General features: G+C 73.3%; 19 protein-coding genes. 4 read left to right on the forward strand and 15 right to left on the reverse strand.

What is annotated here, in order from left to right:
• Positions 1-492: 492 nt before the first annotated feature.
• The 3 genes from KBX06_RS09340 to ngcE form a co-directional block, all read right to left on the reverse strand.
• Complete coding sequence (locus KBX06_RS09340) at positions 493-1,398, reverse strand: carbohydrate ABC transporter permease (protein ID WP_210833900.1); 906 nt, start codon at positions 1,396-1,398, stop codon at positions 493-495.
• On the reverse strand, positions 1,395-2,303 hold the full coding sequence (locus tag KBX06_RS09345; RefSeq protein ID WP_210833902.1) for a carbohydrate ABC transporter permease: 909 nt from the start codon (positions 2,301-2,303) through the stop codon (positions 1,395-1,397). The genes KBX06_RS09340 and KBX06_RS09345 overlap by 4 nt, the downstream gene beginning before the upstream one ends.
• A 69-nt stretch (positions 2,304-2,372) precedes the next feature.
• On the reverse strand, positions 2,373-3,788 hold the full coding sequence (ngcE, locus tag KBX06_RS09350) for an N-acetylglucosamine/diacetylchitobiose ABC transporter substrate-binding protein (protein WP_210833904.1): 1,416 nt from the start codon (positions 3,786-3,788) through the stop codon (positions 2,373-2,375).
• A gap of 196 nt (positions 3,789-3,984) precedes the next feature.
• On the opposite strand from ngcE, the gene KBX06_RS09355 reads away from it, so the two are divergent.
• The gene (locus KBX06_RS09355; protein WP_210833906.1) at positions 3,985-5,484 is read left to right on the forward strand and encodes an acyltransferase; all 1,500 of its coding nucleotides are present in this window, start codon (positions 3,985-3,987) and stop codon (positions 5,482-5,484) included.
• On the opposite strand, the gene KBX06_RS09360 is transcribed toward KBX06_RS09355, so the two are convergent.
• Together KBX06_RS09360 and KBX06_RS09365 are read right to left on the reverse strand one after the other, a co-directional pair.
• Positions 5,420-6,910, reverse strand: coding sequence for a CoA-acylating methylmalonate-semialdehyde dehydrogenase (locus KBX06_RS09360; protein WP_210834201.1), 1,491 nt, complete (start codon positions 6,908-6,910; stop codon positions 5,420-5,422). The genes KBX06_RS09355 and KBX06_RS09360 overlap by 65 nt on opposite strands.
• Positions 6,911-6,927: 17 nt before the next feature.
• Positions 6,928-7,074, reverse strand: a complete 147-nt coding sequence (locus KBX06_RS09365) for a hypothetical protein (RefSeq protein ID WP_210834216.1) — start codon at positions 7,072-7,074, stop codon at positions 6,928-6,930.
• 109 nt (positions 7,075-7,183) lie between these two features.
• Here KBX06_RS09365 and KBX06_RS09370 point away from each other — a divergent pair, with 109 nt between their 5' ends.
• Positions 7,184-8,173 carry a hypothetical protein gene (locus tag KBX06_RS09370; RefSeq protein WP_307854532.1) on the forward strand — a complete coding sequence of 330 codons (990 nt, stop codon included), beginning with the start codon at positions 7,184-7,186 and terminating at the stop codon, positions 8,171-8,173.
• Positions 8,174-8,205: 32 nt separating this feature from the next.
• Here KBX06_RS09370 and murD read toward each other — a convergent pair whose 3' ends face one another.
• Positions 8,206-9,552: a UDP-N-acetylmuramoyl-L-alanine--D-glutamate ligase gene (gene murD, locus KBX06_RS09375; protein ID WP_210833908.1), complete on the reverse strand. Its 1,347-nt coding sequence runs from the start codon at positions 9,550-9,552 to the stop codon at positions 8,206-8,208.
• Positions 9,553-9,641: 89 nt separating this feature from the next.
• Here murD and KBX06_RS09380 point away from each other — a divergent pair, with 89 nt between their 5' ends.
• Entirely contained in the window at positions 9,642-10,991 is a 1,350-nt protein-coding gene (locus KBX06_RS09380) for a hypothetical protein (protein ID WP_210833910.1), read from the forward strand.
• A gap of 48 nt (positions 10,992-11,039) precedes the next feature.
• Here KBX06_RS09380 and KBX06_RS09385 read toward each other — a convergent pair whose 3' ends face one another.
• The 8 genes from KBX06_RS09385 to KBX06_RS09420 all read right to left on the reverse strand — a co-directional run bounded on the left by KBX06_RS09385 (position 11,040) and on the right by KBX06_RS09420 (position 21,228).
• Positions 11,040-12,857: a PucR family transcriptional regulator gene (locus KBX06_RS09385; protein WP_210833913.1), complete on the reverse strand. Its 1,818-nt coding sequence runs from the start codon at positions 12,855-12,857 to the stop codon at positions 11,040-11,042.
• 41 nt (positions 12,858-12,898) lie between these two features.
• Entirely contained in the window at positions 12,899-14,350 is a 1,452-nt protein-coding gene (gene argG / locus KBX06_RS09390; protein ID WP_210833915.1) for an argininosuccinate synthase, read from the reverse strand.
• A gap of 91 nt (positions 14,351-14,441) precedes the next feature.
• A complete protein-coding gene (locus KBX06_RS09395) occupies positions 14,442-14,741 on the reverse strand; it encodes a hypothetical protein (protein ID WP_210833917.1) in 300 nt (99 codons plus the stop codon).
• Between the two features lie 132 nt (positions 14,742-14,873).
• Positions 14,874-15,683 carry an RNA methyltransferase gene (locus KBX06_RS09400; RefSeq protein ID WP_210833919.1) on the reverse strand — a complete coding sequence of 270 codons (810 nt, stop codon included), beginning with the start codon at positions 15,681-15,683 and terminating at the stop codon, positions 14,874-14,876.
• A gap of 599 nt (positions 15,684-16,282) precedes the next feature.
• Positions 16,283-18,550 (reverse strand): transglycosylase domain-containing protein, encoded by a 2,268-nt coding sequence (locus tag KBX06_RS09405; protein ID WP_210833921.1) that lies wholly within the window; start codon positions 18,548-18,550, stop codon positions 16,283-16,285.
• Between the two features lie 147 nt (positions 18,551-18,697).
• Positions 18,698-19,495: a hypothetical protein gene (locus KBX06_RS09410; protein WP_210833923.1), complete on the reverse strand. Its 798-nt coding sequence runs from the start codon at positions 19,493-19,495 to the stop codon at positions 18,698-18,700.
• Between the two features lie 148 nt (positions 19,496-19,643).
• Complete coding sequence (locus KBX06_RS09415; protein WP_210833925.1) at positions 19,644-20,750, reverse strand: SPFH domain-containing protein; 1,107 nt, start codon at positions 20,748-20,750, stop codon at positions 19,644-19,646.
• Between the two features lie 4 nt (positions 20,751-20,754).
• Complete coding sequence (locus KBX06_RS09420; protein ID WP_210833927.1) at positions 20,755-21,228, reverse strand: NfeD family protein; 474 nt, start codon at positions 21,226-21,228, stop codon at positions 20,755-20,757.
• Between the two features lie 111 nt (positions 21,229-21,339).
• Here KBX06_RS09420 and KBX06_RS09425 point away from each other — a divergent pair, with 111 nt between their 5' ends.
• Entirely contained in the window at positions 21,340-22,656 is a 1,317-nt protein-coding gene (locus KBX06_RS09425) for a serine hydrolase (protein ID WP_210833928.1), read from the forward strand.
• Between the two features lie 40 nt (positions 22,657-22,696).
• Here the strand turns inward: KBX06_RS09425 and KBX06_RS09430 are convergent, their stop codons facing one another.
• Positions 22,697-23,506 carry a DUF3097 domain-containing protein gene (locus KBX06_RS09430; protein ID WP_210833930.1) on the reverse strand — a complete coding sequence of 270 codons (810 nt, stop codon included), beginning with the start codon at positions 23,504-23,506 and terminating at the stop codon, positions 22,697-22,699.
• Positions 23,507-23,665 lie beyond the last annotated feature (159 nt).

The following is a 23,665-nucleotide window of genomic DNA, read 5'->3' on the forward strand; positions in this document are numbered from 1 at the left end:
CCACCAGCGCGGGCGTGACCCACCAGCCTCGGCACGGGCCGCGTCGTTGGCGTGGTCGCAGACGTACCTCGAGGTGACGGCCGGTCGGGCAAGGAGCGTTCGGCCGCTGTCGAGCTGCCCCGTCCGTGAGACCACCGTCAGGACGAACAGCATGCGCAGGGAAATCCGCATTGCCTGCCGGCAAATCGGGGAAGACCCGTCCGCGCCACGCAGGGTGAGGAAGGGAACACCCGACAGGATACGAGGGCGGGCGCCCGAAACGAGTTCCAGGGGCAGGGGGCCGGGGCCGGCGCACGGGCGGAGGCCCGGTCTGGCGGCGTTGGTCCCATGTGCGGGGCAGCTCGACAGCGTCCGACGTACACCGATGGCACCCGCCGCTTCCCCGGGCCGGGCAGGTTCAGCCGGGCCCGGGGCGCGGTGATCTCGATCGGTCTTACCGGGATGACCAGAAACGGCCAGCCGGTGAGTTGACACGAGCCACTCGGAGCAGGGTCACTTGAGCTGGCCGGCGGTCAGGCCGGACTGGACCTGACGCTGGAAGAGGATGTAGACCAGCAGCACCGGGACCACCGCGATGGTGAGGCCGGCGAAGAGCTGCGCGTAGTCTCCGGCGTAGCCCTGGTTGACCGAGAGCGCGGCGAGCCCCTGGGCGAGCACCCACTTGGACTCGTCGCCCTGCATGAGCACCTGGGGCAGCAGGAACTGGTTCCAGTGGCTGAGGAAGTTGAAGATCGCGACGCTGATCAGTCCCGGCCGCGCCATCGGCAGCATCACCTGGAAGAAGAGCCGGAAGTGGCCGCAGCCGTCCACCAGGGCCGCCTCCGCGACGGCCGTTGGCAGGGTGCGGAAGAAGGCGGTCAGGAAGAACACCGTGAACGGCAGCGAATAGGCCGCGTAGACCAGGATCAGCCCGGTCCAGGTGCCGAACAGGCCGGCGTTGCGCACCACGAAGAACAGCGGCACCAGGGCGAGGAAGACGGGGAACATCAGCCCGCCGACGAACAGGTAGTAGACGACCTGTTTGCCGCGAAACTCGTAGCGGGCGAAGACGTACGCGGCGGTGGCGCCCATCAGCATGGTCAGGGTGACCGAGCCGGCGACCACCACCAGGCTGTTGAGAAAGTACTGGCCGATGTGCGCCCCGCTCCAGGCGCGGGCCCAGTTGTCGAAGCGCAGCGCGCCGGGCAGTGCCCACGGGTCGGCCAGGATCTCCGCGTTGCTCTTGAACGAGCTGATGAACATCCAGAGCAGCGGCAGTACGGTCAGCGCGCCCCAGAACAGCAGGAAGCCGTGCGACAGCACGTTGGCGACGCCGAGCTCGCGGCGTACCGGGCGGTCGGCGGGGCCGGCGGGCTCGGCGGGCAGCGCCAGCGGGGCGGGCTTGTCCAGAGTCGTCACGAGTACTCGATCCTGTCTCGCTTGCTGGCCCGCAGCGCCAACACCGCCACCGTGAGGGTCAGGAAGAACATCACCACGCCGATCGCGGAGGCGTAGCCGAACTTCGTCTCGCTGCCGAACGCCGTGTCGTACATCCGCACGCCGATGACGTCGGTGGAGAAGTTCGGCCCGCCGTTGGTCATCAACTGCACGAGGATGAACCCGTCCAGCGCGAAGATGGCCAGATAGACCCAGGCGACCTGGACGGTGTCCCAGAGCAGCGGGATGGTCACCTTCCACAGCGTGGCCAGCCGGGACGCGCCGTCGAGCATGACCGCCTCGTAGATCTCCTTCGGGATGGCCGACATGGCCGCGCCGAAGAGCACCACGTAGAAGCCGACGTTGCTCCAGATCATCACGGCCAGTACGCACCAGAAGGCGGTCCGCGGATCGCCGAGCCAGGTGGGCGCGGCGAGACCGACGCTGTTCAGGGCGCTGGTGAGCAGGCCCTTGTTCGGGTGGTAGACCTCCTTCCACAGCAGCGCGATGATGACGACGGAGAGGACCTGCGGGAAGAAGTAGACCGTGCGGTAGAACGACGAGCCGCGTACCCCGCTGACCCCCGCCCGTCCCTTGCGTCCACCCATGTTGAGCATGGCGGCGAAGAAGAGGCCGAGCAGGATCGTCAGCACCGGAACCAGCGCCAGCAGGATCGCGTTGTTCTTCAACGCGTTCCAGACGTAGTCGTCGTTCCACAGTGTCTTGAAGTTCGCCAGCCCGACGGAGTTGGCGTCGGGCGAGTAGCCGAGCCAGTCGGTGGTGGAGATCTGGAAGGCCTGCAGGTACGGCGACACGACGAAGATGACGTAGAGCAGCACCGGCGGCACCAGGAAGGTGACGATCAGCGGGTACTTGCCATGTCTCACGATGAGGTCCTACCTCTTCAGCGTCGGCCCGGTGGGAGCGGAGCACCCCGCCCCCCACCGGCCGGGATCTCAGACGGCCCGCTTGTACTTCTTGATCGAGCTGTCCTGGGCGATCGAGTCCGCGCCCTTCTGGCACTGGTCGAGGAACTCCGCCGGGCCGATCCGCCCGCTGAAGAACTCGCCGCACGCGGCGTCGACCAGGTTGCGCTCCAGCTTGCGGTAGTAGTTGTTGTAGACCCAGTTGAAGCCGTTGGCGCCGGACGCGTCCAGCGCCTTCACCACGGTGTTCAGCCCGTACGGCAGCTCGACGCCCTCGCTGGCGCCGGCCACCACGGTCAGGCTGGACACCTTCCTGGTGAAGTCCTGCGCGCCCTTCTTGGAGAGCATGACCCGGAAGAACTCCAGGCCACCGGCGAGGTTCTTGGCCTTCGCCGGGATCATGAACGGCTCGCCGGCGGTGCCCCGGACGGCCTCGAACGGCAGCTTGTCGCCGCTGCCCAGGCTCGGGGTCGGCTGGACGGTCATGTTGAACCCGGCCGGGGTGACGTCCTTCTGCTCGCTCTCCAGCCAGGAACCGCAGGAGATGAAGGCCGCCTTGCCCTGGCACCACGCGGTCTGCGACTGCTTGTGGTCGAGGCCGGGCGAACCCTCGAGGATGTACTTGTCCTTGACGATCTGGTGCCAGGCGTCGGCGGCGGCCTTCATCCCGTCGGACTTCCAGGCGTTGGGCTCCAGGTTGTCGATCGCCGTGGCGACCGTGGGGCCGCCGAACTTGATCGCGGTCGAGATCAGCGGCCAGCTCATGTAGCGGGGGTGCGCGCCCGCGTACGTCCAGGGGGCGATGCCGGCGGCCTTGATCTGCTTGCACAGCGCGATGTGCTCGTCCCAGGTCTTGGCGTACTCCCACTTGCGCTCGGTGAAGAGCTTGGTGGAGTGCCAGATGCCGTAGACGGTGTAGGTGTAGTTCATCACCAGGAACTTGCCGTCGTACGAACCGACCTCGACGGCGCCCGGCAGGAGCGTGTCCTTGACCGTCTTGCCCGGGATGTCGAGGCTCGGGGCGGCGAGCAGCTCGCCCAGGTCGGCGATGGCGTTCTGCGACACCAGGCCGTTGAAGTCGATCTGGCCGGCGCCGGAGTTGTTGACCACGTCCGGCGGGGTGCCGTCGACGAAGCGCGGCTGGAGGGTCTTGCTGATCTCCTGCGTCGCCGAGTGGTTGATCTTCGCCTTCGGGTACTTCTCGGTGTACATGGCCTCGTGGGCCTTCGCGTACTCCTCGCCGAAGCCGCCGTTGAAGATCACCACCTCGAGGGGCGCGTCCTCCTTGACACCGAGCGGGTTCTGCTCGCTCTTGGTGCCCTTGTGGGTGCCGGCGTCGCCCTTGTCGTCGCCACCGCCCGTGGCGCAGCCGGTCAGCAGGGCGGCGGCGGGGGTGGCCAGGAGGCCTGCGGCGGCGGTGCGCCGAAGGATGTCACGCCTGTTCATGGTCTCTCCTCGGATCGGTCCGGGCGGTCGCGGGGATGGGGGACGGCGACCGCCGCACGAGGCGCAGGGGGAATTTGTCTTCAGTTCGCAATATGTTGCTGAAGAATTTCTACGGCAGGAGGGCGCGGACTTCAACCCCCGGGGACCGAACCGTTATCAGCACCGGCCAGCCCGCCACTGACGTACCCTCGGGGCCATGCGCCGCCTGCGGCAACTCGCCGCGCGCACCCCCGCTGGTCGGCAACGCTACGTCGACCTGCTCCGGGCGCTCGCCATCGGCATGGTCGTTCTCGGCCACTGGGCGGTCGCCGCGATCGGCGAGGACGCCGCCGGCCGGCCGACGGGGCGCTCCGCGCTGCCCGCCCTGCCGTGGGCGTACCCGCTCACCTGGATCGCCCAGGTCATGCCGGTCTTCTTCCTGGTCGGCGGGTACGCCAACGCCGCCTCGTTGACCGCCCGCCGGGCCGCCGGCGTCGACGCCACCGCCTGGCTGCTGGACCGGGGTGCCCGGCTGCTGCGCCCCACGACCGCGCTGCTGCTGGTCATCGCCGTCGGCGCCGCGCTCGCGTCGCTCGTCGGCGTCGGGGCGACGCTGGTGCGTACGGTCGCCTGGTTCGCCACGATCCCGCTCTGGTTCCTCGCCGCCTACCTGATCGTGGTGCCGCTGACCCCGGCGATGCTCGCCCTGCACCGGCGCTTCGGCCTGCTCGTGCCGGCGGCGCTGACCGCGCTGGTCGTCGCCGGTGACGTGGGGCGGGCGCTGGGCCCGGCCGAGCTGGCGCTGCCGAACTACGTCTTCGGCTGGCTGGCCGTGCACCAACTCGGCATCGCCTGGCGCGACGCCGACGCCGGCCGTCACACCGCCCACCCCGCCCCGCGGGCCGGCTCCGGGTCGGGCGCGACCCCGACCCGGCCGGAACCCACGCGGAACCAGGCTCCGGAACGTCGGCCGCCGCCGTCGCGCCGCGCGGGCGCGGCGGCGCTGCTGGGGGGCGGGCTGACGGCGACGGTGCTGCTGACCACCGCCGGACCGTACCCGGTGAGCATGCTCAACGTGCCGGGCGAGCGGCTGGACAACGCGGCCCCGCCCAGCCTGGCCCTGCTGACGCTGACCGCCGCCCAGTTCGGGCTGATCCTGCTGCTGCGCGACCCGGCGGAGCGCTGGCTGCGCCGCCCCCGCCCGTGGCAGGCGGTGATCGCGGTGAACGCGGTCGTGCTCACCGTCTTCCTCTGGCACCTGACCGCCGCGATCCTGCTGGTGGGGGCGCTGGACGCGGCCGGGAGGCTGCCGACCCCGCCGCCGGGGTCGGCAGCCTGGCTCGCGTGGCGGGTGCCGTGGGTGCTGATGCTGGCCGTGGTGCTGGCCGCCCTGGTCGCCGTCTTCGGCCCCGTCGAGGCCCGCACCGGCCGTGGTCGCGCCGGAGACGCCGGGCGGACCGGCCACCGGGCCGCGCCGGACGACCGTGGGTGGCGGGCCACCGCGCGCAGCGTGCTCGCCGCCGCCGGATTCGCCGCCGTGGTGTACGCCCTGGTGGTCAACGCCCAGACGCCGAGGTCGGCGCCCGAGCCGCTGGGGGTGCCGGCGGCGGCGCTGGCGGCGTACCTGGCCGGGGCCGGCACCCTGCGCCTGCTCAGGTCTGGGTGGGGAAGCCGAGGTCGACCCCGCCGCGCCGGGGGCCCCGCCAGCGGCTGGTGACCACCTTGCCCCGGGTGAAGAAGCGGACCCCGTCCTCGCCGTGCGCGTGCAGGTCGCCGAAGAGCGAAGCCTTCCAGCCGCCGAAGGAGTAATAGGCCATCGGCACCGGGATCGGCACGTTCACGCCGACCATGCCGACCTCCACCTCGTGCTGGTAGCGCCGGGCCGCGCCGCCGTCGTTGGTGAAGATCGCCGTGCCGTTGCCGTACGGGTTGGCGTTGACCAGCTCCACCGCCTCGTCGTACGAGCCGACCCGCACGACGCCGAGCACCGGGCCGAAGATCTCGTCGGTGTAGATCGACATGTCGGGGGTGACGTGGTCGAACAGCGTCGGGCCCAGCCAGAACCCGGCGGCGTCCCCGTCCGGCTCGACGTCGCGGCCGTCCACCACCGGCACCGCGCCGGCGGCCACCCCCGCCTCGACGTACGACCGCACCCGGGCTGCGTGCGCGGCGGTGACCAGCGGGCCCATGTCGCAGCCGCGCCGGCCGTCGCCGGTGCGCAGCCGGCCCATCAGCTCGGCGATCCGGGCGACCAGGGCGTCGGCGACCGGTTCCACCGCGACCAGGGCCGAGATCGCCATGCACCGCTCCCCCGCCGAGCCGAACCCGGCGTTGACCGCCGCGTCGGCGGCCAGGTCCAGGTCGGCGTCGGGGAGCACCACCATGTGGTTCTTCGCCCCGCCCAGCGCCTGCACCCGCTTGCCGGCGGCGGTGCCGCGCTGGTGGACGTACCGGGCGACCGGGGTGGAGCCGACGAACGAGACGGCCTTCACGCCCGGATGCTCCAGCAGCGCGTCCACCGCCCCGACGTCGCCGTTGACGACGTTGAGCACCCCGTCGGGCAGGCCCGCCTCGGTGAACCACTCCGCCAGCAGCAGCGCCGGGCTCGGGTCCTTCTCGCTCGGCTTGAGCACCACCGCGTTGCCGCAGGCCACCGCGATCGGCAGGAACCACAGCGGCACCATCGCCGGGAAGTTGAACGGGGTGATCACCGCGACGACGCCGAGCGGCTGCCGCAGGGTGTACGAGTCGACCTCCGCGGAGACGTTCTCGCTGAACCCGCCACGCAGCGCCGAGGGGATGCCGCAGGCGTACTCGATGATCTCCAGGCCGCGCTGCACCTCCCCGGCGGCGTCGGCGAGCACCTTGCCGTGCTCGGCGGTGATCACCTCGGCGAGCCGGTCCCGCCGCGCGTGCACCAGCTCCCGGAAGGCGAACAGCACGGCCGTACGCCTGGCCAGCGACGCGTCCCGCCAGAGCCGGGCCGCGCGCGCGGCGGCCTCCACCGCGACCGCGACGTCCGCCGCCGAGGCCAGCTCCACCCGGGCGGTACGCCGACCGGTCGCCGGGTCGAAGACGTCCCCGTGCCGCCCGGACGACCCGGGCAACGGCTTGCCGTCGACGAAGTGACCGATGACGGCCACGCCGGGCCCTGGCGCGCTCACGCCGCCGCCCCCGCCGCCAGGCAGGAGCCGACGGCGTCGGCGGGGACCGCGCCGCGAGCCGGCTCGATCGGCTCGTCGTGGTGGAGCGGCATCCAGGACGGGAACACGGCCCGGTGCCGGGCGAGCAGATCGTCGGTGGCCATCGTCGTACCCTCTCAGCGGCGTTCTCGGTAACCGCACGCTGCCACCACCCGGCGGCGGGGACAAGAGTCGGTGTGTGGCCCGACACCCCGGCGCCGGTACGATCCGGCGGTGCGGACCGGTGAGGAAGCGCCGCGTGGGGCGCTGGCGCTGCCGACCGGCGCGGCGGGCACGAGCGCCGAAGCGATCACGGCCGGCGTACGGGCCTGGGTGGGCTCGGCGCCGCTGCGCGACCTCGTCGGGCACTTCGGCGGCGACTGGCCCGGCGGGGACGTGGCGGCGGTGCTGGCCGGCCTCGACGACTTCTCGGCCCGGCACTGGGACTTCCGGGGTGGCCGCGAGCGCCCGGACGCCCGGGAGCCGGCCTTCGACCCGGCCACCGCGCGGCTGGCGCTCGCCACCGCCGCCGCGCTCGGCATGGTCCGCCCTGCGCCGCCCGCCCGGTCGCGGTACGCCCACCTGGTCGTGCTGGGCGGTCTGGCGCACGCCTGCCAGCGCCGGGTCGCGTACGCGGCGCACCTGCTGCGCGCCGGCACCCGGGTCACCGGCGAGGTGGCGGTGCTGGGCAGTTTCCGCCCCCTGTCCGAGGTCGAGCGTCAGGCCCTGGACAAGGCCGGCGTCGGGCCGTGCGACACGGAGGTGGCGGCGCTGGACGCGGCGGTGCGGCGCGAGTTCCGGGTGCCCGCCCCGGCGCAGGACGACGGCCGGGACGCCGGGCACCCGCACCACTCCTGGTCGTCGCGCACGTACCGGCCCGCGGGCTGCCCGCCGGTCCGGGTGCTGGCCGCCCCGTCCAGCGAGCCGGCGCGGCGCCGCGCGCACACCGCCGACACCCAGCGGTTCTGGGCCGGGCACGTCCTGCTGCGCGCGGGCGATCCGGTGCTGATGGTGACCGCGCCGATCTACGTGCCGTTCCAGCACTGCGACGCGTTGCGCACCCTCGCCGTGCCGTACGGCTGCGCACTCGAGACCGTCGGCGTCGACCCGGCCCTGCCCGACCTGGCCGGGCTGCCCGAGCCGACGCCCACCCCCGGCCGCTACCTCCAGGAGATCCGCTCGGCCATCCGGTCGATGCGCGCCCTGCACACCGCCCTCGGCTGAGTGGGCGACCGGCGCCCGCCGCCGAGGCGGTGTCAGCCCACCGTGTCCCGGACGGCCTGGGCGAAGACCTCGGAGCGGTGCTCGAAGTTGCGGAACCGCCCGTAGCTGGGGGCGGCCGGGGACAGCAGCACCACCCCGTCGGCCGGGGTCAGCTCGCGGGCCAGCCGAACGGCGGCGACCAGGTCGTCGACCACCTCGGTGCGTACCTTGGGCAGCCCGGCGAGCGCCTTGACGATCCGGGCGCCGCTGTCGGGGATGCCGAGAACGGTCAGCTCGCGCTCCGCGAGGTGCTCCCGCAGCGGCGTGTAGTCCAGGCCCCGGTCGGTGCCGCCGACGATCACCGTCAACGGCCGCCCCTCGTACGCGTCGATGGCGTGCATGGCCGCGTACGGGCTGGTGGCCAGGGTGTCGTCGACGAAGGTCAGGCCGGACGGGTCGGCGATCTCGGTGAGCCGGTGCGCCAGCCCCTGGAACTCGGCGACCGCCACGGCCAGGGTGTCGCGGCGGGCCACCACGTCGACGCCGAGCGCGTCGAGCACGGCGAGGGCCACGCAGAGGTTGCCCTCGTTGTGCCGGCCCACGAGCGGCAGCACCGCGCGCGGGAACAGCGGCTGGTCGCCGAGGTGGAACCAGGGCGTGCCGTCCGGGCCGCCGGCCACGTGGGCGGTGTCCGGCAGCCCGGCGCGCACCGCCGCGCGGTCGCCCAGTTCGACGGCCAGGCGCGGGTCGGCGCCGTTGACCACCACGGTCCGCGGCCCGTGCGCCAGCAGGTTGAGCTTGTCGCGGTAGTACTCGCGCTCGCCGCCGTGCGCGTCGAGGTGCTCGGGGAAGAGCGCGGTGACGACCGCGACGCGCGGCGAGTCGGTCAGGTCGCTGCACTGGTAGCTGGAGAGCTCCAGCACGTACAGCTCCGCCGCCGGCAGGTCCAGCGTCGGCACGCCGATGTTGCCGCCGAACACGTTCGGCCGGTCCACGGCGGCGAGCAGATGGCTGATCAGGCTGGAGGTGGTGCTCTTGCCCTTGCTGCCGGTGACGCCGACGGTGCGGGCGGCGTGGTCGGCCATCCACAACGCGGTGCCCTGGGTCACGGTCGCACCGCGTCGGCGCAGCTCCACCAGCCACGGGTGGGTCTGCGGCACGCCGGGCGAGCGGACCACCACGTCGGCGGCGGCCAGCCGGGCGAAGCCCTCCTCGCCGGTGACCAGCGGCGCCGCCTCGGCCAGCGGCCCCTCCCAGGGCAGGCTGAGGAAGTTGGCGCTGTCGTCGACGGCGACCAGGCCGGCCGGGCCGTGCGCGGCGATCGCGATCACCGCGGCCCGGCCCTCCCGTCCGGCCCCCCAGACGGCGACGGTACGTCCGCGCAGGTCAGACAGGCGCACTGGCTCTCCTCAGGGGATCTCGACGGCGAGGCAGGGGTGGGTCCGACGCAGCCGGACACGGCCGGACGAACCAGGGCCTAGTATGGCGTGTGCCCAATGAGCAACTGCGGCGGATGGACGCCTTCACCTTCCCGTCCTACTCGATCGACCTCTCCACCGGGGAGGTGTCGTTCGACTACGCCCTCACCGGCCCGGACGGCGAGCAGCGGTTCACGGAGGTGGTCACCCTCCCCCTGCCGGACGCGCCGCCGTCGGACGAGACCGTGGCGACCCTCGGCCGGGTGCTGGAGCTGCTGCACGTCGTCGCCGGGGTGAGCTACTACAAGGCCGCCGCGCCGCCCCGCCTGGTGCTGCCGGCGCCGCTGGGCACGGCCGCCGCGGAGCTGGTCACCGCCGTCTACACCAAAGGCCTCGCGGAGTACGCGTACCGCAACCGGCTGCCGCACGTGCTGCGGCTGCGCCCGGAGGTGCCGGCCGGCACCGTCTCCCCCGCCCGGGTGTACGACGACTCCGACCGGCGTCCGCTCTCGGCGGTGGGCGGCGGCAAGGACTCCATCGTCAGCCTGGAGGCGCTGCGCCGGGCCGGCTTCGACCCGGTGCCGTTCTCGGTCAACCCGAACCACGTGATCGTCGCGGTGAACGAGGCGTCCGGGCTGGCCCCGCTCGCCGCCCGGCGGCGCATCGACCCGGTGCTGTTCGAGCTGAACGCCGCCGGGGCGCGCAACGGCCACATCCCGGTCACCGCGATCAACTCGCTGATCGCCGTCGCCACGGCGGTGCTGCACGGCCTGGGCCCGGTGGTGATGTCCAACGAGCGGTCGGCGTCGGACCCGAACCTGGTCTGGGACGGCCACGAGATCAACCACCAGTGGTCCAAGGGCGTGGCGGCGGAGGGGCTGCTGCGGGCGGCGCTGGCCGAGCACGCCGGGCTGACCGAGCCCTACTTCTCGCTGCTGCGCTCGCTGTCGGAGCTGCACATCGCCCGCTCGTTCGCCGAGATCGACCGCTACGACGACGTGGTGACGAGCTGCAACGCCGCGTTCAAGCTGCGCGACGCCAGCGAGCGCTGGTGCCGTGACTGCCCGAAGTGCCGGTTCGTCTTCCTGGCCATGGCGCCTTTCATGTCGCGCCGGCGGATCACCCACATCTTCGGCGGCGACCTGCTGGCCGACGAGTCGCAGATCCCCGGCTACCGGGAACTGCTGGGCGTGGACGGGCACAAGCCGTTCGAGTGCGTCGGCGAGGTGGAGGAGTCGGTGGTGGCGTTGAGCCTGCTCGCCGAGCAGGACCAGTGGCGCGACGCCCCGGTCGTACGCGCCCTCGTCGACGCCGTACCCGAGACGGCCTGGTCGGCCGCCGCCAGCTCCGACGTCTTCACGCCGGGCGGCCCGAACCACGTCCCCCCGCCGTACGCGAAGGCCCTCGCCGCGCTGACCTGACCGTTCCCGGCCGGAGCGGCTCGGGGGTGCGGCCCGGGACCGGGCCGGTCAGGGGGTACGCACCGCGTCGAGGGCCAGCAGGGCCACGTGCAGGGAGAGACAGGCCTCCACCGAGTCGAGGTCCACGTCGAGAACGCGGCGGATCCGGGCCAGGCGCTCGTAGAACGCCGGCCGGGACAGGTGCGCCGCACTGGCCGCCGCCGACTTGTTGCGGCCCTGTTCCAGGTAGGCGCGCAGGGTGCCGAGCAGCTGCTCCCGGGGGTGTTGCGCGTCGTAGGCCAGCAGCGCGCCGAGTTCCCGCTCGACGAAGGTCTGGAGCCTGGGCTCGTCACGCAGCAGGTGCAGCAGCCCCGCCAGCCCGACGTGCGGCAGCCGGAAGATCGGCAGGTCGCGCCGGTCCCGCCGGGCGGCGTCGGCGACCTGCCGGGCCTCGACCAGCGACCGACGCGCCTCCCGCAGGCCGGCCACGACCGAACCGGCCGCGACGAGCAGTCCACCGCCCGGCCGGGCGGCACCGTTCGTCCGGCCGGTGGGCCGGGCCGGGCCGTCGGCGGCAGCGTCCGGGCGGGTGCGGCGCAGCGCGGCGGCGAACGCGGCCAGCGCCCGTTCCTCGGCCGCCGGCTCCGGCAGGGCGAGCAGCACGCCGACCGCCTGGTCGTCGACGGCGCTGGTCAGCCCGGTCAGCTTCGCCTCGCGCAGCGCCTGCCCGACCGCCTCGGCGAGGTCGCGCAGACGGGCCGGGCCAGCCGCCGGGCCGCCGGCCCCCGGGTCGGCCGGGTGTCCCGTCTCCGGGGCCGGGCCGCCCTCCCCCGCCGGTTCGTCGGCGCGGTGCCGGACCATCACCCCGACCAGGTGCCGCCGTTCCAGCACCACACCGAGGGCCCGGGCCCGCAGGGCGACCTGGTCCACCGGCAGGGAGTGGTCCAGCAGGGCGGTGAGCAGCGTACGGTGGATCTGCCGCTCAAGGCCCTCGGCGTCGCGCCGGATGAGCCGGCCCAGAGCCAGCGCCGAGGCGGCCCGCTCGACGAGGATGGTCAGGCGGGTGGGCGGGAGCACGGGCGGCGCGGCGACGCCGACGTGCGCACCGACCTCCTCGACGGGGTCGAACACGCGCCGGCCAGCCGCCAGGTCGCCGCCGCCGGGCCAGCGCAGCAGCAGCCGCCCCCAGTCCTGCCCGCGGGCGCCCACCGTGGTCACCAGCCACCCGCTGTCGCCGTGGTACGCGGTCCGCCCGGTCGGCCGGATCCGGCGCGAGTGCTGCTCCCAGCCGTCCAGCAGCAGCTCCGCGCTCTCGCCTGCCGGGTCGTACGCGAGCACCTGCCGGGAGAGGTTCTCCAGCACCACGGGGCAGCCGGAGAGCTCGGCGGCCTGCCGCACCACGTCGCCGGGGCCCGCGCCCTCGACCGACAGCTCCGTGAAGCGCTGGTGGATCTCCTCGGTCGCCCGCAGTTCGGTCAGCTGCGCGTCGACGATCAGCGCGTGCACGGCCTCGGTGATCCGGACGAACGGGGTGGCCCGCCGCAGCTCGACCAGGGGCAGCCCGCGCCGCTCGGCGGCGGCGGCCATCACCCGGGGCACCCCGGTGACGTACCGGCGGCCCAGCTCGACGACGAGGCCGGAGACCCCGACGTCCGCCAGGTCGCCGATGAAGGCGCGCAGCCCCGTGTCGTCGGCGGGCAGCCCGATGCCGGTGCTGAGCACCAGCTCGCCGCCGCCGAGCAGCGGGGCGATGTCGGGCACCTCGGTCACGTGCACCCAGCGCACCGGACGGTCGAGGCCGACGTCCCCGGCGACCAGACGCGGGGCGCCGTGGCGGACCGGGTCCAGCGCGAGAACCTCACGGACGGTAGGGAACACGGGCGACACGCTACCGTCCGTGACGTCGATTCCGCACGGCCCAGGCTTGCTCAGTCGACGCCGAACTCCATCGCGGCGCGGTCGAGTGCCTCGTCCTCGGCGGAGGAGACGCCCCGGGAGGCGATGGCTTCCGCGCCGCCCTGCGGCATCGCGCCGATCAGCCCGGTCGAGGCGGCCTGCGCGGCGCCGACCATCCGCTGCGGGGCCGCGCCGCCGACCATGCCGAGGGTCGCGTACTGCTCCAGCTTCGCCCGCGAGTCGGCGATGTCCAGGTTACGCATGGTGAGCTGGCCGATCCGGTCCGCCGGGCCGAAGGCCGAGTCCTCGGTACGCTCCATCGACAGCTTGTCGGGGTGGTAGCTGAACGCCGGGCCGGTGGTGTCCAGGATCGAGTAGTCCTCGCCCCGGCGCAGCCGCAACGTCACCTCGCCGGTGACCGCCGTGCCGACCCAGCGCTGCAACGACTCGCGCAGCATCAGCGCCTGCGGGTCCAGCCAGCGACCCTCGTACATCAGCCGACCGAGGCGGCGGCCCTCGCTGTGGTAGTTCGCCAGGGTGTCCTCGTTGTGGATGGCGTTGACCAGCCGCTCGTACGCGGCGTGCAGCAGCGCCATGCCGGGCGCCTCGTAGATGCCCCGGCTCTTGGCCTCGATGATCCGGTTCTCGATCTGGTCCGACATGCCCAGGCCGTGCCGGCCGCCGATGGCGTTGGCCTCCAGCACCAGGTCGACGGAGCTGCCGAACTCCTTGCCGTTGATCGTCACCGGGCGGCCCTGGTCGAAGCCGATCGTGACGTCCTCGGTCGGGATCTGCACCGCCGGGTCCCAGAACCGGACTCCCATGATCGGGTTGACCGTCTCGATGCCGGTGTCGAGGTGCTCCAGGGTCTTCGCCTCGTGGGTGGCGCCCCAGATGTTGGCGTCGGTGGAGTATGCCTTCTCGGTGCTGTCCCGGTACGGCAGACCGCGTTCGAGCAGCCACTCCGACATCTCCTTGCGGCCACCGAGTTCGCTGACGAAGTCGGTGTCGAGCCACGGTTTGTAGATGCGCAGCTGCGGGTTGGCCAGCAGGCCGTACCGGTAGAACCGCTCGATGTCGTTGCCCTTGAAGGTCGAGCCGTCGCCCCAGATCTGCACGTCGTCGGAGATCATCGCCCGCACCAGCAGGGTCCCGGTCACGGCCCGGCCCAGCGGGGTGGTGTTGAAGTACGCCCGCCCGCCCGAGCGGATGTGGAAGGCCCCGCAGGTCAACGCCGCCAGACCCTCCTCGACCAGGGCGGCGCGGCAGTCGACCAGTCGGGCGACCTCGGCGCCGTAGCTGAGCGCGCGACCGGGCACCGAGGCGATGTCGGGCTCGTCGTACTGGCCGATGTCGGCGGTGTAGGCGCAGGGTACGGCGCCCTTGTCGCGCATCCACGCGACCGCGACCGAGGTGTCGAGGCCGCCGGAGAAGGCGATGCCGACACGTTCGCCGATGGGCAGGGAGGTGAGAACCTTGGACACGGGGAAAATTATGCACCGTGCCGCATGGCCATGCAAATGGAATCGCATGTCCCCACGCCGCGCGAGCAGCGCCCGGAGGGGCATCTGTCAGTCACCCACAGCTCTCTATCTGCTGTGTCGCCTCGTTGAAGTACACGATGGTGTAGTCGGGGCCGAGCTCCCGCTGGAGCAGCCTCCACAGTCGGCGACCCTCTTCGACGAACTGCGTCAGGGCGGCTTCTGACGGCCACTCGAAACCAGTCTCAGGAAGCCGGTCGTAGGTGTCTGCCCAGCTTTGCAGCTGCTCCTTGAGGCTCTGGGAGATGGGAAGGGATCCGGGTGAAAGCATGCCGCCGCCCCATCGCCCTTCGTCTGGGATGCCCCAGAGCGGAAACGCGGTGTAGTCGGTCATGAGCTTGATCTGGCGAAACTCGCGCTGGCGGGGCCCCTTCGTCCGCTTCCGTGGAGTCACCAGCGGGAGCCTGGCTCGACCTGCCGCAAGCGGCACCGTGGCTCGTCGGCTCGCCGGGGCTTGGAGAACAAGTCAGGCCGGGTCGTCGCGGCCCAGCTCCCAACAGGCCACGGCGGTGGCAGCGGCGACGTTGAGCGAGTCGACGCCGCGGCGCATCGGGATCACCACCCGCACGTCGCTGGCGTCCATCGCCGTGCGGGTCAGGCCGGCGCCCTCTGCGCCCATGAGCAACGCCGCGCGGGCCCGCTGCGCCGGGTCGAGCCGCTGGATCGGCACCGCGTCCGGCGCCGGGGTCATCGCCAGCACGGTGAAACCAGCCGTGCGGACGGCACCGAGCGCGTCCGGCCAGGGCTCCAGCTTCGCGTACGGGATGGCGAAGACCTCGCCCATGCTGACCCGGACGCTGCGCCGGTAGAGCGGGTCGGCGCACGTCGGCGAGAGCAGCACGGCGTCCACGCCGAGCGCGGCCACGGCCCGGAAGATGGCGCCCAGGTTCGTGTGGTTGTTGACGTCCTCGAGGATCACCACCCGCCGGGCTGCCGCCAGCACCTCGGCGGCGGCCGGCAACGGCTTGCGCCGGAACGACGCCAGCACGCCCCGGTGCACGTGGAAGCCGGTGGCCCGTTGCAGCACGTCCTGGGTGGCGGCGTAGACCGGCGCGTCGCCGGTGTCCAGGTCGGCGAGTTGGTCGACCCGCTTGGCGTCCACCAGGTAAGACCGGGCCGGATAGCCGGCCCGCAGCGCCCGGCGCAGCACCAGCTCGCCCTCGGCGATGAACAGGCCGTGCGGCGGCTCCCAGCGGGTGCGCAGCTCGACGTCGGTCAACGCCCGGTAGTCGGCGATCCGGTCGTCGTCGGGGTCGGTGACGGGGTGGATGGGCACCCGCCGATTCTGCCGGACGCCCCGCCGGCCGCCCCGACCGCCCGACGCCCCGACCGGCCGACGCCCGGGGCGACCGACGCCCCGACCGACCGACGCCCCGACCGGCCGACGCCCGGGGCGACCGATGGCCGGGGCGACGGATGGCCGGTGCGACCGATGGTCGGTGCAGGCGCAGATCGGTTCGGCGCCCCTGGCCGCGAGGAACGGCCGTGCGGGCCGGCGGAGGCTCCGGGCGCGCGCTGTCGAGCTGCCCCCACGAATGGGGCACGGACGAGCGGACGGTGCGTTGCCACGACCGGAGCCCGCACGCCGGCTCCCGCCCGTCGGGCGGTCCCATGAGCGGGGCAGGTCGACAGGGCGCTCCAGGTACCTCCCGCCAAGGGCGGTGGTGCGCTGTGGCCGGCGGTTGGTGCTGGCGGCCGGCGGCGAGTACCTGCCCGATACCCGCACGTGGCCGTGCCTCGACCGCACCGGGCGGGGATGGTCGGCTCGGCCTCGGCCTCGGCACGGCAAGGCCGTGCACCGTGCGACGCCGGCTGTCGTCGGCCGCCAGCCGCGGCGCACCCACCAGCCGTCAGCCACGGCGCACCCACCGGCCGTCAGCCGCGCTCCAGCCAGCGCCGCAGGTCGGACAGGCGCTGATCGTCCGAGGGCGAGGGCCGGCGCTGCTCCGACGGGCGGCGCTCCTCCGACGGGCGGCGCTGCTCCGACGGGCGGCGCTCCTCCGACGGGCGGCGCTGCTCGACCGGCGGGCGCTCCACCGGGCGACGAGGGGCGCCGACCAGCTCGCGGCTCGGGGCGGCGAAGGCCTTCTCCGGCTGCCCGGCGACGGCGGTGCCGATGACCCGGGCGACCGCGTCGATCACCCTCGCCTGCACCGCCGCGCCCACCGAGTCGGTCGGGTCGTCGGGGTTGGCGGCGATGCCGGCGACCGCGACCTGCGGGGTGAAGCCGACGAAGGTCTCGGTGGCGTTGCGCTCCGAACTGCCGGTCTTGCCGGCCACCGGCCGGCCGTCGAGGATCCGGTTCACGGAGGTGGCCGTGCCCCCGTTGCACTGCTTGATGGCGGACTGCTGACCGACCGGGCAGCGGGCCGCGTCGGTGGCGGCCCGCGCCACGTCGGCGTCGAGCACCCGCCGGCAGGACGGATCGCCGACCGGCACCCGCTGGCCGTCCGGCGCGGTCACCGAGACCACCGGCAGCGGCGCGCAGTAGGTGCCCTCGGCGGCCACGGTGGCGTACGCGTTGGCCAGGTCGAGCGGGGTGGTGGCGGTCACGCCGAGGGTGAACGAGCCCCAGTCGGCGGCGTCGTTCTCGGCGAAGGTGGCGTCGGCGTCGGCCCGGAAGGCGATACCGAGGCGCTTCGCCATCTCGACCACCTTCTCCTGCCCGACCTGCTCGGCCAGCCACACGAAGTACGTGTTCACCGAGCGGCCGAAGCCGTCCCACATCATCCGGTAGCCGTCCATCCACTCCGGGTTGGCGTTGGCCGGGCACCACCGGCCGTCGCAGCTGCCCTCGCCCTCGGCGGCGTACCGGGTGGGCAGCCGGCTGGGCGCGTCGAAGCCGGTGGACAGCGGCTTGCCGGCCTCCAGCGCGGCGAGCATGGTGAAGAGCTTGAACGTCGAGCCGGCCTGGTAGCCGACCACGCTGTCGCCGCCGGAGATCAGCGGGTTGACGGTGTTGGGGCGGTTGGCCTGCCCGTCCGGGTTGGGCTCGAGGCTGTAGTGCCGGTTGACCGCCATCGCCAGCACCCGGCCGGTGCCCGGTTCGACGGCGGCGATCGGCAGGGCGCGCTTGTTGTCGTACGAGTAGACGCTGGTGGCCTGCTTCTGCGCGGTGGCCTGGATCTTCGGGTCCAGCGAGGTCACCACGGTGTAGCCGCCGCGACGCAGGGCCTGCTCGCGCTCCTCGACGGTCGCGCCGAACTCCGGCTGCGCGAGCCACCACTGCCGCAGGTAGTCGCAGAAGAAGCCCCAGTCGTCGTGGCCCTCGGCCACGGCGGTGCAGCCGTTGGGCTGGGCCGTGGGGCGCAGCGTCAGCTTCTCGGCCCGGGCCCGCGCGGCCTCCTCGGCGCCGATCGCGCCGGTGGAGACCATCGAGTCGAGCACGTAGCCGCGCCGCTGGAGCGCCGCGTCCGCGTCGCCGTCGATCGGGCTGTAGGCCTCCGGCGACTGCACCAGGCCGGCGAGCAGGGCCGCCTCGCCGAGGGTCAGCTCCGCCGGGGACTTGGCGAAGTAGCGCTGGCTGGCCGCCGCGATGCCGTACGCCCCGGAGCCGAAGTACGCGATGTTCAGGTAGCGGTTGAGGATCTCGTCCTTGCTGAGGCGCTGCTCCAGCGCCGTGGCGTACCGGATCTCCTGGATCTTGCGCCCGACGGTCTGCTCGGTGGCCGCGGCGCGCTCCTCGGCGGTGCGGCCGGGGTCGGTCTTGAGCACGTTGCGGACGTACTGCATGGTCAGCGTGGAACCGCCCTGCTGGCCGCCGCCGGAGACGTTCGACACCACGGCCCGCAGCAGCCCGCGCAGGTCGGCGCCGCCGTGGTCGTAGAAGCGCCGGTCCTCGGCCGCCACGATCGCCTGCCCCATCACCGGAGCGATCTCGTCGAGCGGCACGTCGGTGCGGTTGACGTCGAAGAACGTCGTGATCAGCGTCCTGCCGTCGTTGGCGTAGAGGTAGGACCGCTGCGGCGTGGCCGGGGTGCGCAGCGCCTCGGGCAGCGCGGCGTACGACCCGACCGCGGCCTTGGCGGCGACACCGAGCAGCAGGTTTCCCGGCAGCGCGGCCACCGCCAGGACGAGGCCGGCGAGCACGCCGGCGAGCAGCACGGTGAACAGCCGCGACAGCGGCGGGCGGGGTGGGGCCATGGTCCCCAGGATTGCCACGAAAACGGCCAATCGACCACCCCCGGAGGCCTGCTGTCAGCAACCTCACCGCCCGCTGCCAGCGGATTCCCATCCGGTTGCCCCGCCGGTACCGGTGGCCCCACCCGCCCCGGCGCCGGGGTTGGCGGGTCAGGTGGGCAGGGGGCCGTTCGGGCCGGGAGCGGCCGGGGCGGCGGTGGCGAGGCTGGCGCTGGCGGCGTCGCGGGCGATGTCGCGGGGCACCAGGCGGCCGGAGCGGTAGCCGATGCCGAGGCCGGAGATCAGCACGAAGATCGCGCCGAAGGTCTGCATCGAGCCGATCAGCGCGCCGCCGACCCCCAGCAGCGGGGCGGCGATCATCAGCATGGCGCCGTCGCCGATGCTGAACGTCCCCGACCGGGCCACCGACCAGCCGGTCAGCAGCCAGCCCAGGCTGTAGCAGGTGGCGCCGACGAGCACGAGCGTCCGGGCGGTGGTGCCGAAGACGGGGGTCTGCTCCGCCAGGCCCGCGAAGGGCAGCATGAGCACCGTGCCGGCGATCGACACCAGCAGGCCGGCGACGGCCGCCCGGCGGCTGCGGGTCGCCGCCAGCAGCCCGGTCAGCGCCAGCAGGGCGAGCAGCCCGAGCCACACCGCCGCCACCCAGCCCACCAGGTAGAGGGGCCGGCCGTCGGCGGGGTACGGGTCGTTGCCCACCCCGCCGTCGCTGCCCATCGCCACGACGGCGTAGAGGATCGCGTACGCGGGGAGCAGCCACACCGCGCCACGGGCGAGCCGGCGCAGCGACCAGGCCCAGGTGGCGTTCGTGGCCGGCCCGGCCGCCGTCGGCTCGACGAAGGGCAGCACGCCGAACCCCCCACCGGTACGCCGGCTGCCGAGTGGCCCGGCGGGATCGTGCGCGCCGGGCACCGGGGCCGAGGAGCGTACCCGCTTCGCCGGATCCTTCATGCGTCACCTCGCTCGTCCGACGAGCGGTGCGGGACGCGCCGGGGCGCCCCGATGCCTGCTCACCGCCCGTCCTAGGACCGATGGTGGCAGGCGACGGAGCGCCCCATGAGTCTTTCTCGCATTTTCGCCGATCGGCGCCGGGGCCCGGTCAGCCCCGTTCGCGCTGGTTCGCCGGGTCGCGCAACAGGCTCGCCGGGGAGACCGGCTCCGGTGCCGGCAGCCCCTGCGGCTTGCCGCCGGAGGCCTGCGCCTCGGCGACGCGTACCTCGTCGTGGATCTGCTGCGCGGCGGCCGCCGCGGCCTGCGCGGCCTCGGCCGCCTCGCGCTCCACCTCGCTCGCGCTGCCGGCCGCCTCCGGCGCCGGCTCGTCGCCGACCATCCGGCTCAGCCCGCCGAGCGCGCCGCCCATGCCCTCCAGCGCCTTGGTCAGCTCCGCCGGCACGATCCAGACCTTGTTCGCGGTGCCGTTGGCGATCTGCGGCAGGGCCTGGAGGTATTGGTAGGCGAGCACCTTCTGGCTCGGGTTCGCCTGGTGGATCGCGTCGAACACCGTCCGGATCGCCTTCGCCTGACCCTCGGCCTGCAGGATCCGGGCCTGCCGGTCACCGTCGGCGCGCAGCACCGCGGACTGCTTCTCGCCCTCGGCCGTGAGGATCTGCGACTGCTTGTGCCCCTCGGCGGTGAGGATCGCCGCGCGCCGGTCCCGCTCGGCGCGCATCTGCTTCTCCATCGAGTCGCGGATGCTCGCCGGCGGCTCGATCGCCTTCAGTTCCACGCGGGTGACCTTGATGCCCCACCGGCCGGTGGTCTCGTCCAGCACGCCCGACAGGTGACGGTTGATCTGATCGCGGCTGGTCAGCGCCCGCTCCAGGTCCAGCGAGCCGATCACGTTACGCAGCGTGGTGACGGTGAGCTGCTCGATGGCCTGGAGGAAGTTCGAGATCTCATAGGTGGCCCGGACCGCGTCCACCACCTTGAAGTAGAGGACCGTGTCGATCGAGACGACCAGGTTGTCGGAGGTGATCACCGGCTGCGGCGGGAAGCTGACCACCTGCTCACGCATGTCGACCTTGGTACGCACCGCGTCGACGAACGGGACCAGGACGTTCAGCCCCGGGTTGAGGGTGCGCTTGTACTTGCCGAGCCGCTCGACCACGTCCTGACGCTGCTGCGGCACGATCCGCACCGCCTTGGCCAGGGTGATCACCCCGATCAGCGCGATGGCGATCAGCAGGACCGGAATCACAAGTTCCATGTACTCACCTTTTCGCTTCGGGTAGCTCCCCCGAAGGGGAAATGTCGTCCCGCCACACCAGGGCGGTGGCGCCCCGCACCTGGATCACCTGCACCCGTTCGCCCGGGGCGAAGTGCTGGCTCGCGTCGTAGGAGCGGGCCTGCCACAACTCACCATCGATCTTCACCATGCCCTGCCCGGCGTCGACCTGCTCCAGCACCAGCGCCGCGCTGCCCTCGATCGCCTCCACGCCGAAGGGCCGCTCGCCGCTCTCGAGCGCGGAGCGGCGGTGTCTGCGCAGCGTGGGGCGTACGCCCAGCACCGTCAGCGCCGACACCGCGGCGAACACGATGGCCTGGACCTCGACCGGGGCGCCGAGCGCCGCCGCTCCCGCGGCGGCCAGGGCCCCGACCGCGAACATGATCAGAAACAGCGTCGTCGTGAAGATCTCGGCGACCGCCAGAACGACACCCAAAACGATCCACAGCACGGCGTCCACCCCCCGATCGTGACACGTCGAAGCACGTGGAGCCCAACAACGAAGATCAGTAAGCTCGGCGGCACGCCAGCGGCCCGCCCGGCGAGGCCGGAAGACCACCGAGGAGAACCCGTGTCCCTGCTGCCCGAGACCGCCCGCCAGGTCGACGCCCTCGTCGCCGCAGCACAGTCCGCCGGCCGTACGCCGTCGCTGCTGATCGGTGTGGTGCGGAACGGCACGCTGACGCACCTCGCCACCGCCGGCGAGCACCCGCGCCCCGACGCCGACCTCCAGTACCGCCTCGGGTCGATCAGCAAGACCATGACGGCCACGCTGGTCATGCAGGAGCGCGACGCCGGCCGGCTGACCCTGGACGACCCGCTGGAGCGGCACCTGCCCGGCACCGGGGTGGGCAAGCTCACCCTGCGGCAGCTGCTCGGGCACGCCAGCGGCCTGCGCCGCGAGCCGGACGGGCAGTGGTGGGAGCGCGCCGAGGGCACGGACCTGGCCACCCTGCTGGCCGGGGTGCACGCCGACAAGGTCTCCTATCCCCCGCACCGTTCCTACCACTACTCGAACCTGGCGTACGGGCTGCTCGGCGGGGTGCTCGAGCGGATCACCGGCACCGGCTGGGCCGAGCTGCTGCGCCAGCGCGTGCTGGAGCCGCTCGGCATGCGCCGCACCACGTACGCGGCGACCGAGCCGTTCGCCCGCGGCTACGTCGTGCACCCGTGGCACGACACGCTGCGGGAGGAGCCGCGTACCGACACCGGGGCGATGGCCCCGGCCGGGCAGCTCTGGTCGACCGCCGAGGACCTGGCCCGCTGGGCGGCCTTCCTGGCCGACCCGGCGCCGGAGGTGCTGGCGGCGGACACGCTGAGCGAGATGTGCGTCCCGGTGGCGATCAGCGACCTCGACTCGTGGACCGGCGGGCACGGCCTGGGGCTGGCGCTCTACCGGCAGGGCGAGCGGGTGTACGTCGGGCACGGCGGCTCGATGCCCGGCTACGTGGCCGCCCTGGCGGTGCACCGCCCGTCCCGCACGGGGGTGATCGGCTTCGCCAACTCGTACGGCTTCCGCACCGGCGGGATCGGCGCGCTCGGACTACGGGTCCTGACCACCGTGCTGGACGCCGAGCCGGCGTTCCCGCAGCCCTGGCGGCCTTCGGCCACTCCCCCGCCCGCCGAGGTCGACGAGGTGGCCGGGCGCTGGTGGTGGATGGGGGCGTCGCTCGACGTCACCTGGGAGGCGGCCAAGGGGGAGCTGGGTGTGTACGTGCGCGGCGAGCGGGTGAGCACGTTCACCCAGGAGGGGCCGGACCGCTGGCGGGGCCGCTCCGGCCCGGAGAACGGCGAGATCCTGTCGGTGCTGCGCGACGAGGCGGGGCGGGCGGTGGCGCTCGACATCGCCACCTTCGTCTTCACCCGCACCCCCGACCAGGAGCCCTGACCGCCCGAGCCCGGCAGCAGCCGCCCCTGCGCGCCGGTGCTCAGGCTGGTTCGGTGACGAAGTCGATCAGGCGTTCCATCGCGTTGATCAGCGGGGTCTCCACGTCGGCGAAGCTGTCGACCCGGGACAGGATGTGCCGCCACATGTCCGCCGGCTCGGCGACCCCGAGCGCGGCGCAGACGCCCTCCTTCCACGGCCGCCCCGGCGGCACCACCGGCCACGCGGCGATGCCCAGGGCGGCCGGCTTCACGGCCTGCCACACGTCGACGTACGGGTGCCCGGTGACCAGCACGTGCGGGGAGGTCACCTTCGCGACGATCCGGCTCTCCTTGGAGCCGGCGACCAGGTGGTCGACGAGCACGCCGAGGCGGCGGCCGGGGCCGGGGGCGAAGTCGCGTACCTCGGCGTCGAGCGCGTCGATGCCGTCCAGCGGCTCCACCACCACGCCCTCGACGCGCAGGTCGTCCCCCCAGATCCGCTCGACCAGGGCGGCGTCGTGGATGCCCTCCACCCAGATCCGGCTGGCCTTGGCGACCTGGGCGCGTACGCCGTCGACGGCGATCGAGCCGGAGGCGGTACGGCGGCGGGCGGCCGGCACCGGGGCGCGGGTCGGCCGGCGCAGCGTCACGGGCCGCCCGTCGAGCAGGAACGCCGCCGGCAGCAGCGGGAAGTTGCGCCGGCGCCCGTGCCGGTCCTCCAGCACCACCGCGCCGGCCTCGAAGCCGACCACCGCACCGCAGAAGCCGGAGTCGGCGTCCTCGACCACCAGGTCGGGCTCGGCGTCCACCTCGGGCGTGACCTTCCGCCGCCGCCAGTCCCCCGCCAGCACATCCTCCGCATACCGCCCCATGCCGATCAAGCTAACGCCCCACCCCACCCCCCGCACCCGACACGCCGCCCCCGCCCCCGCCCCCGACCCTCGGCGATCAGCAGTCGTGGTGCCCGCACAAGGGGCAGACATCGACCTTCCGCCCACCGGAACCTCATGATCGACGGGGTGGTGGATGCA

Source organism: Micromonospora sp. C31, assembly GCF_018070575.1.
Classification (GTDB): Bacteria; Actinomycetota; Actinomycetes; order Mycobacteriales; family Micromonosporaceae; genus Micromonospora.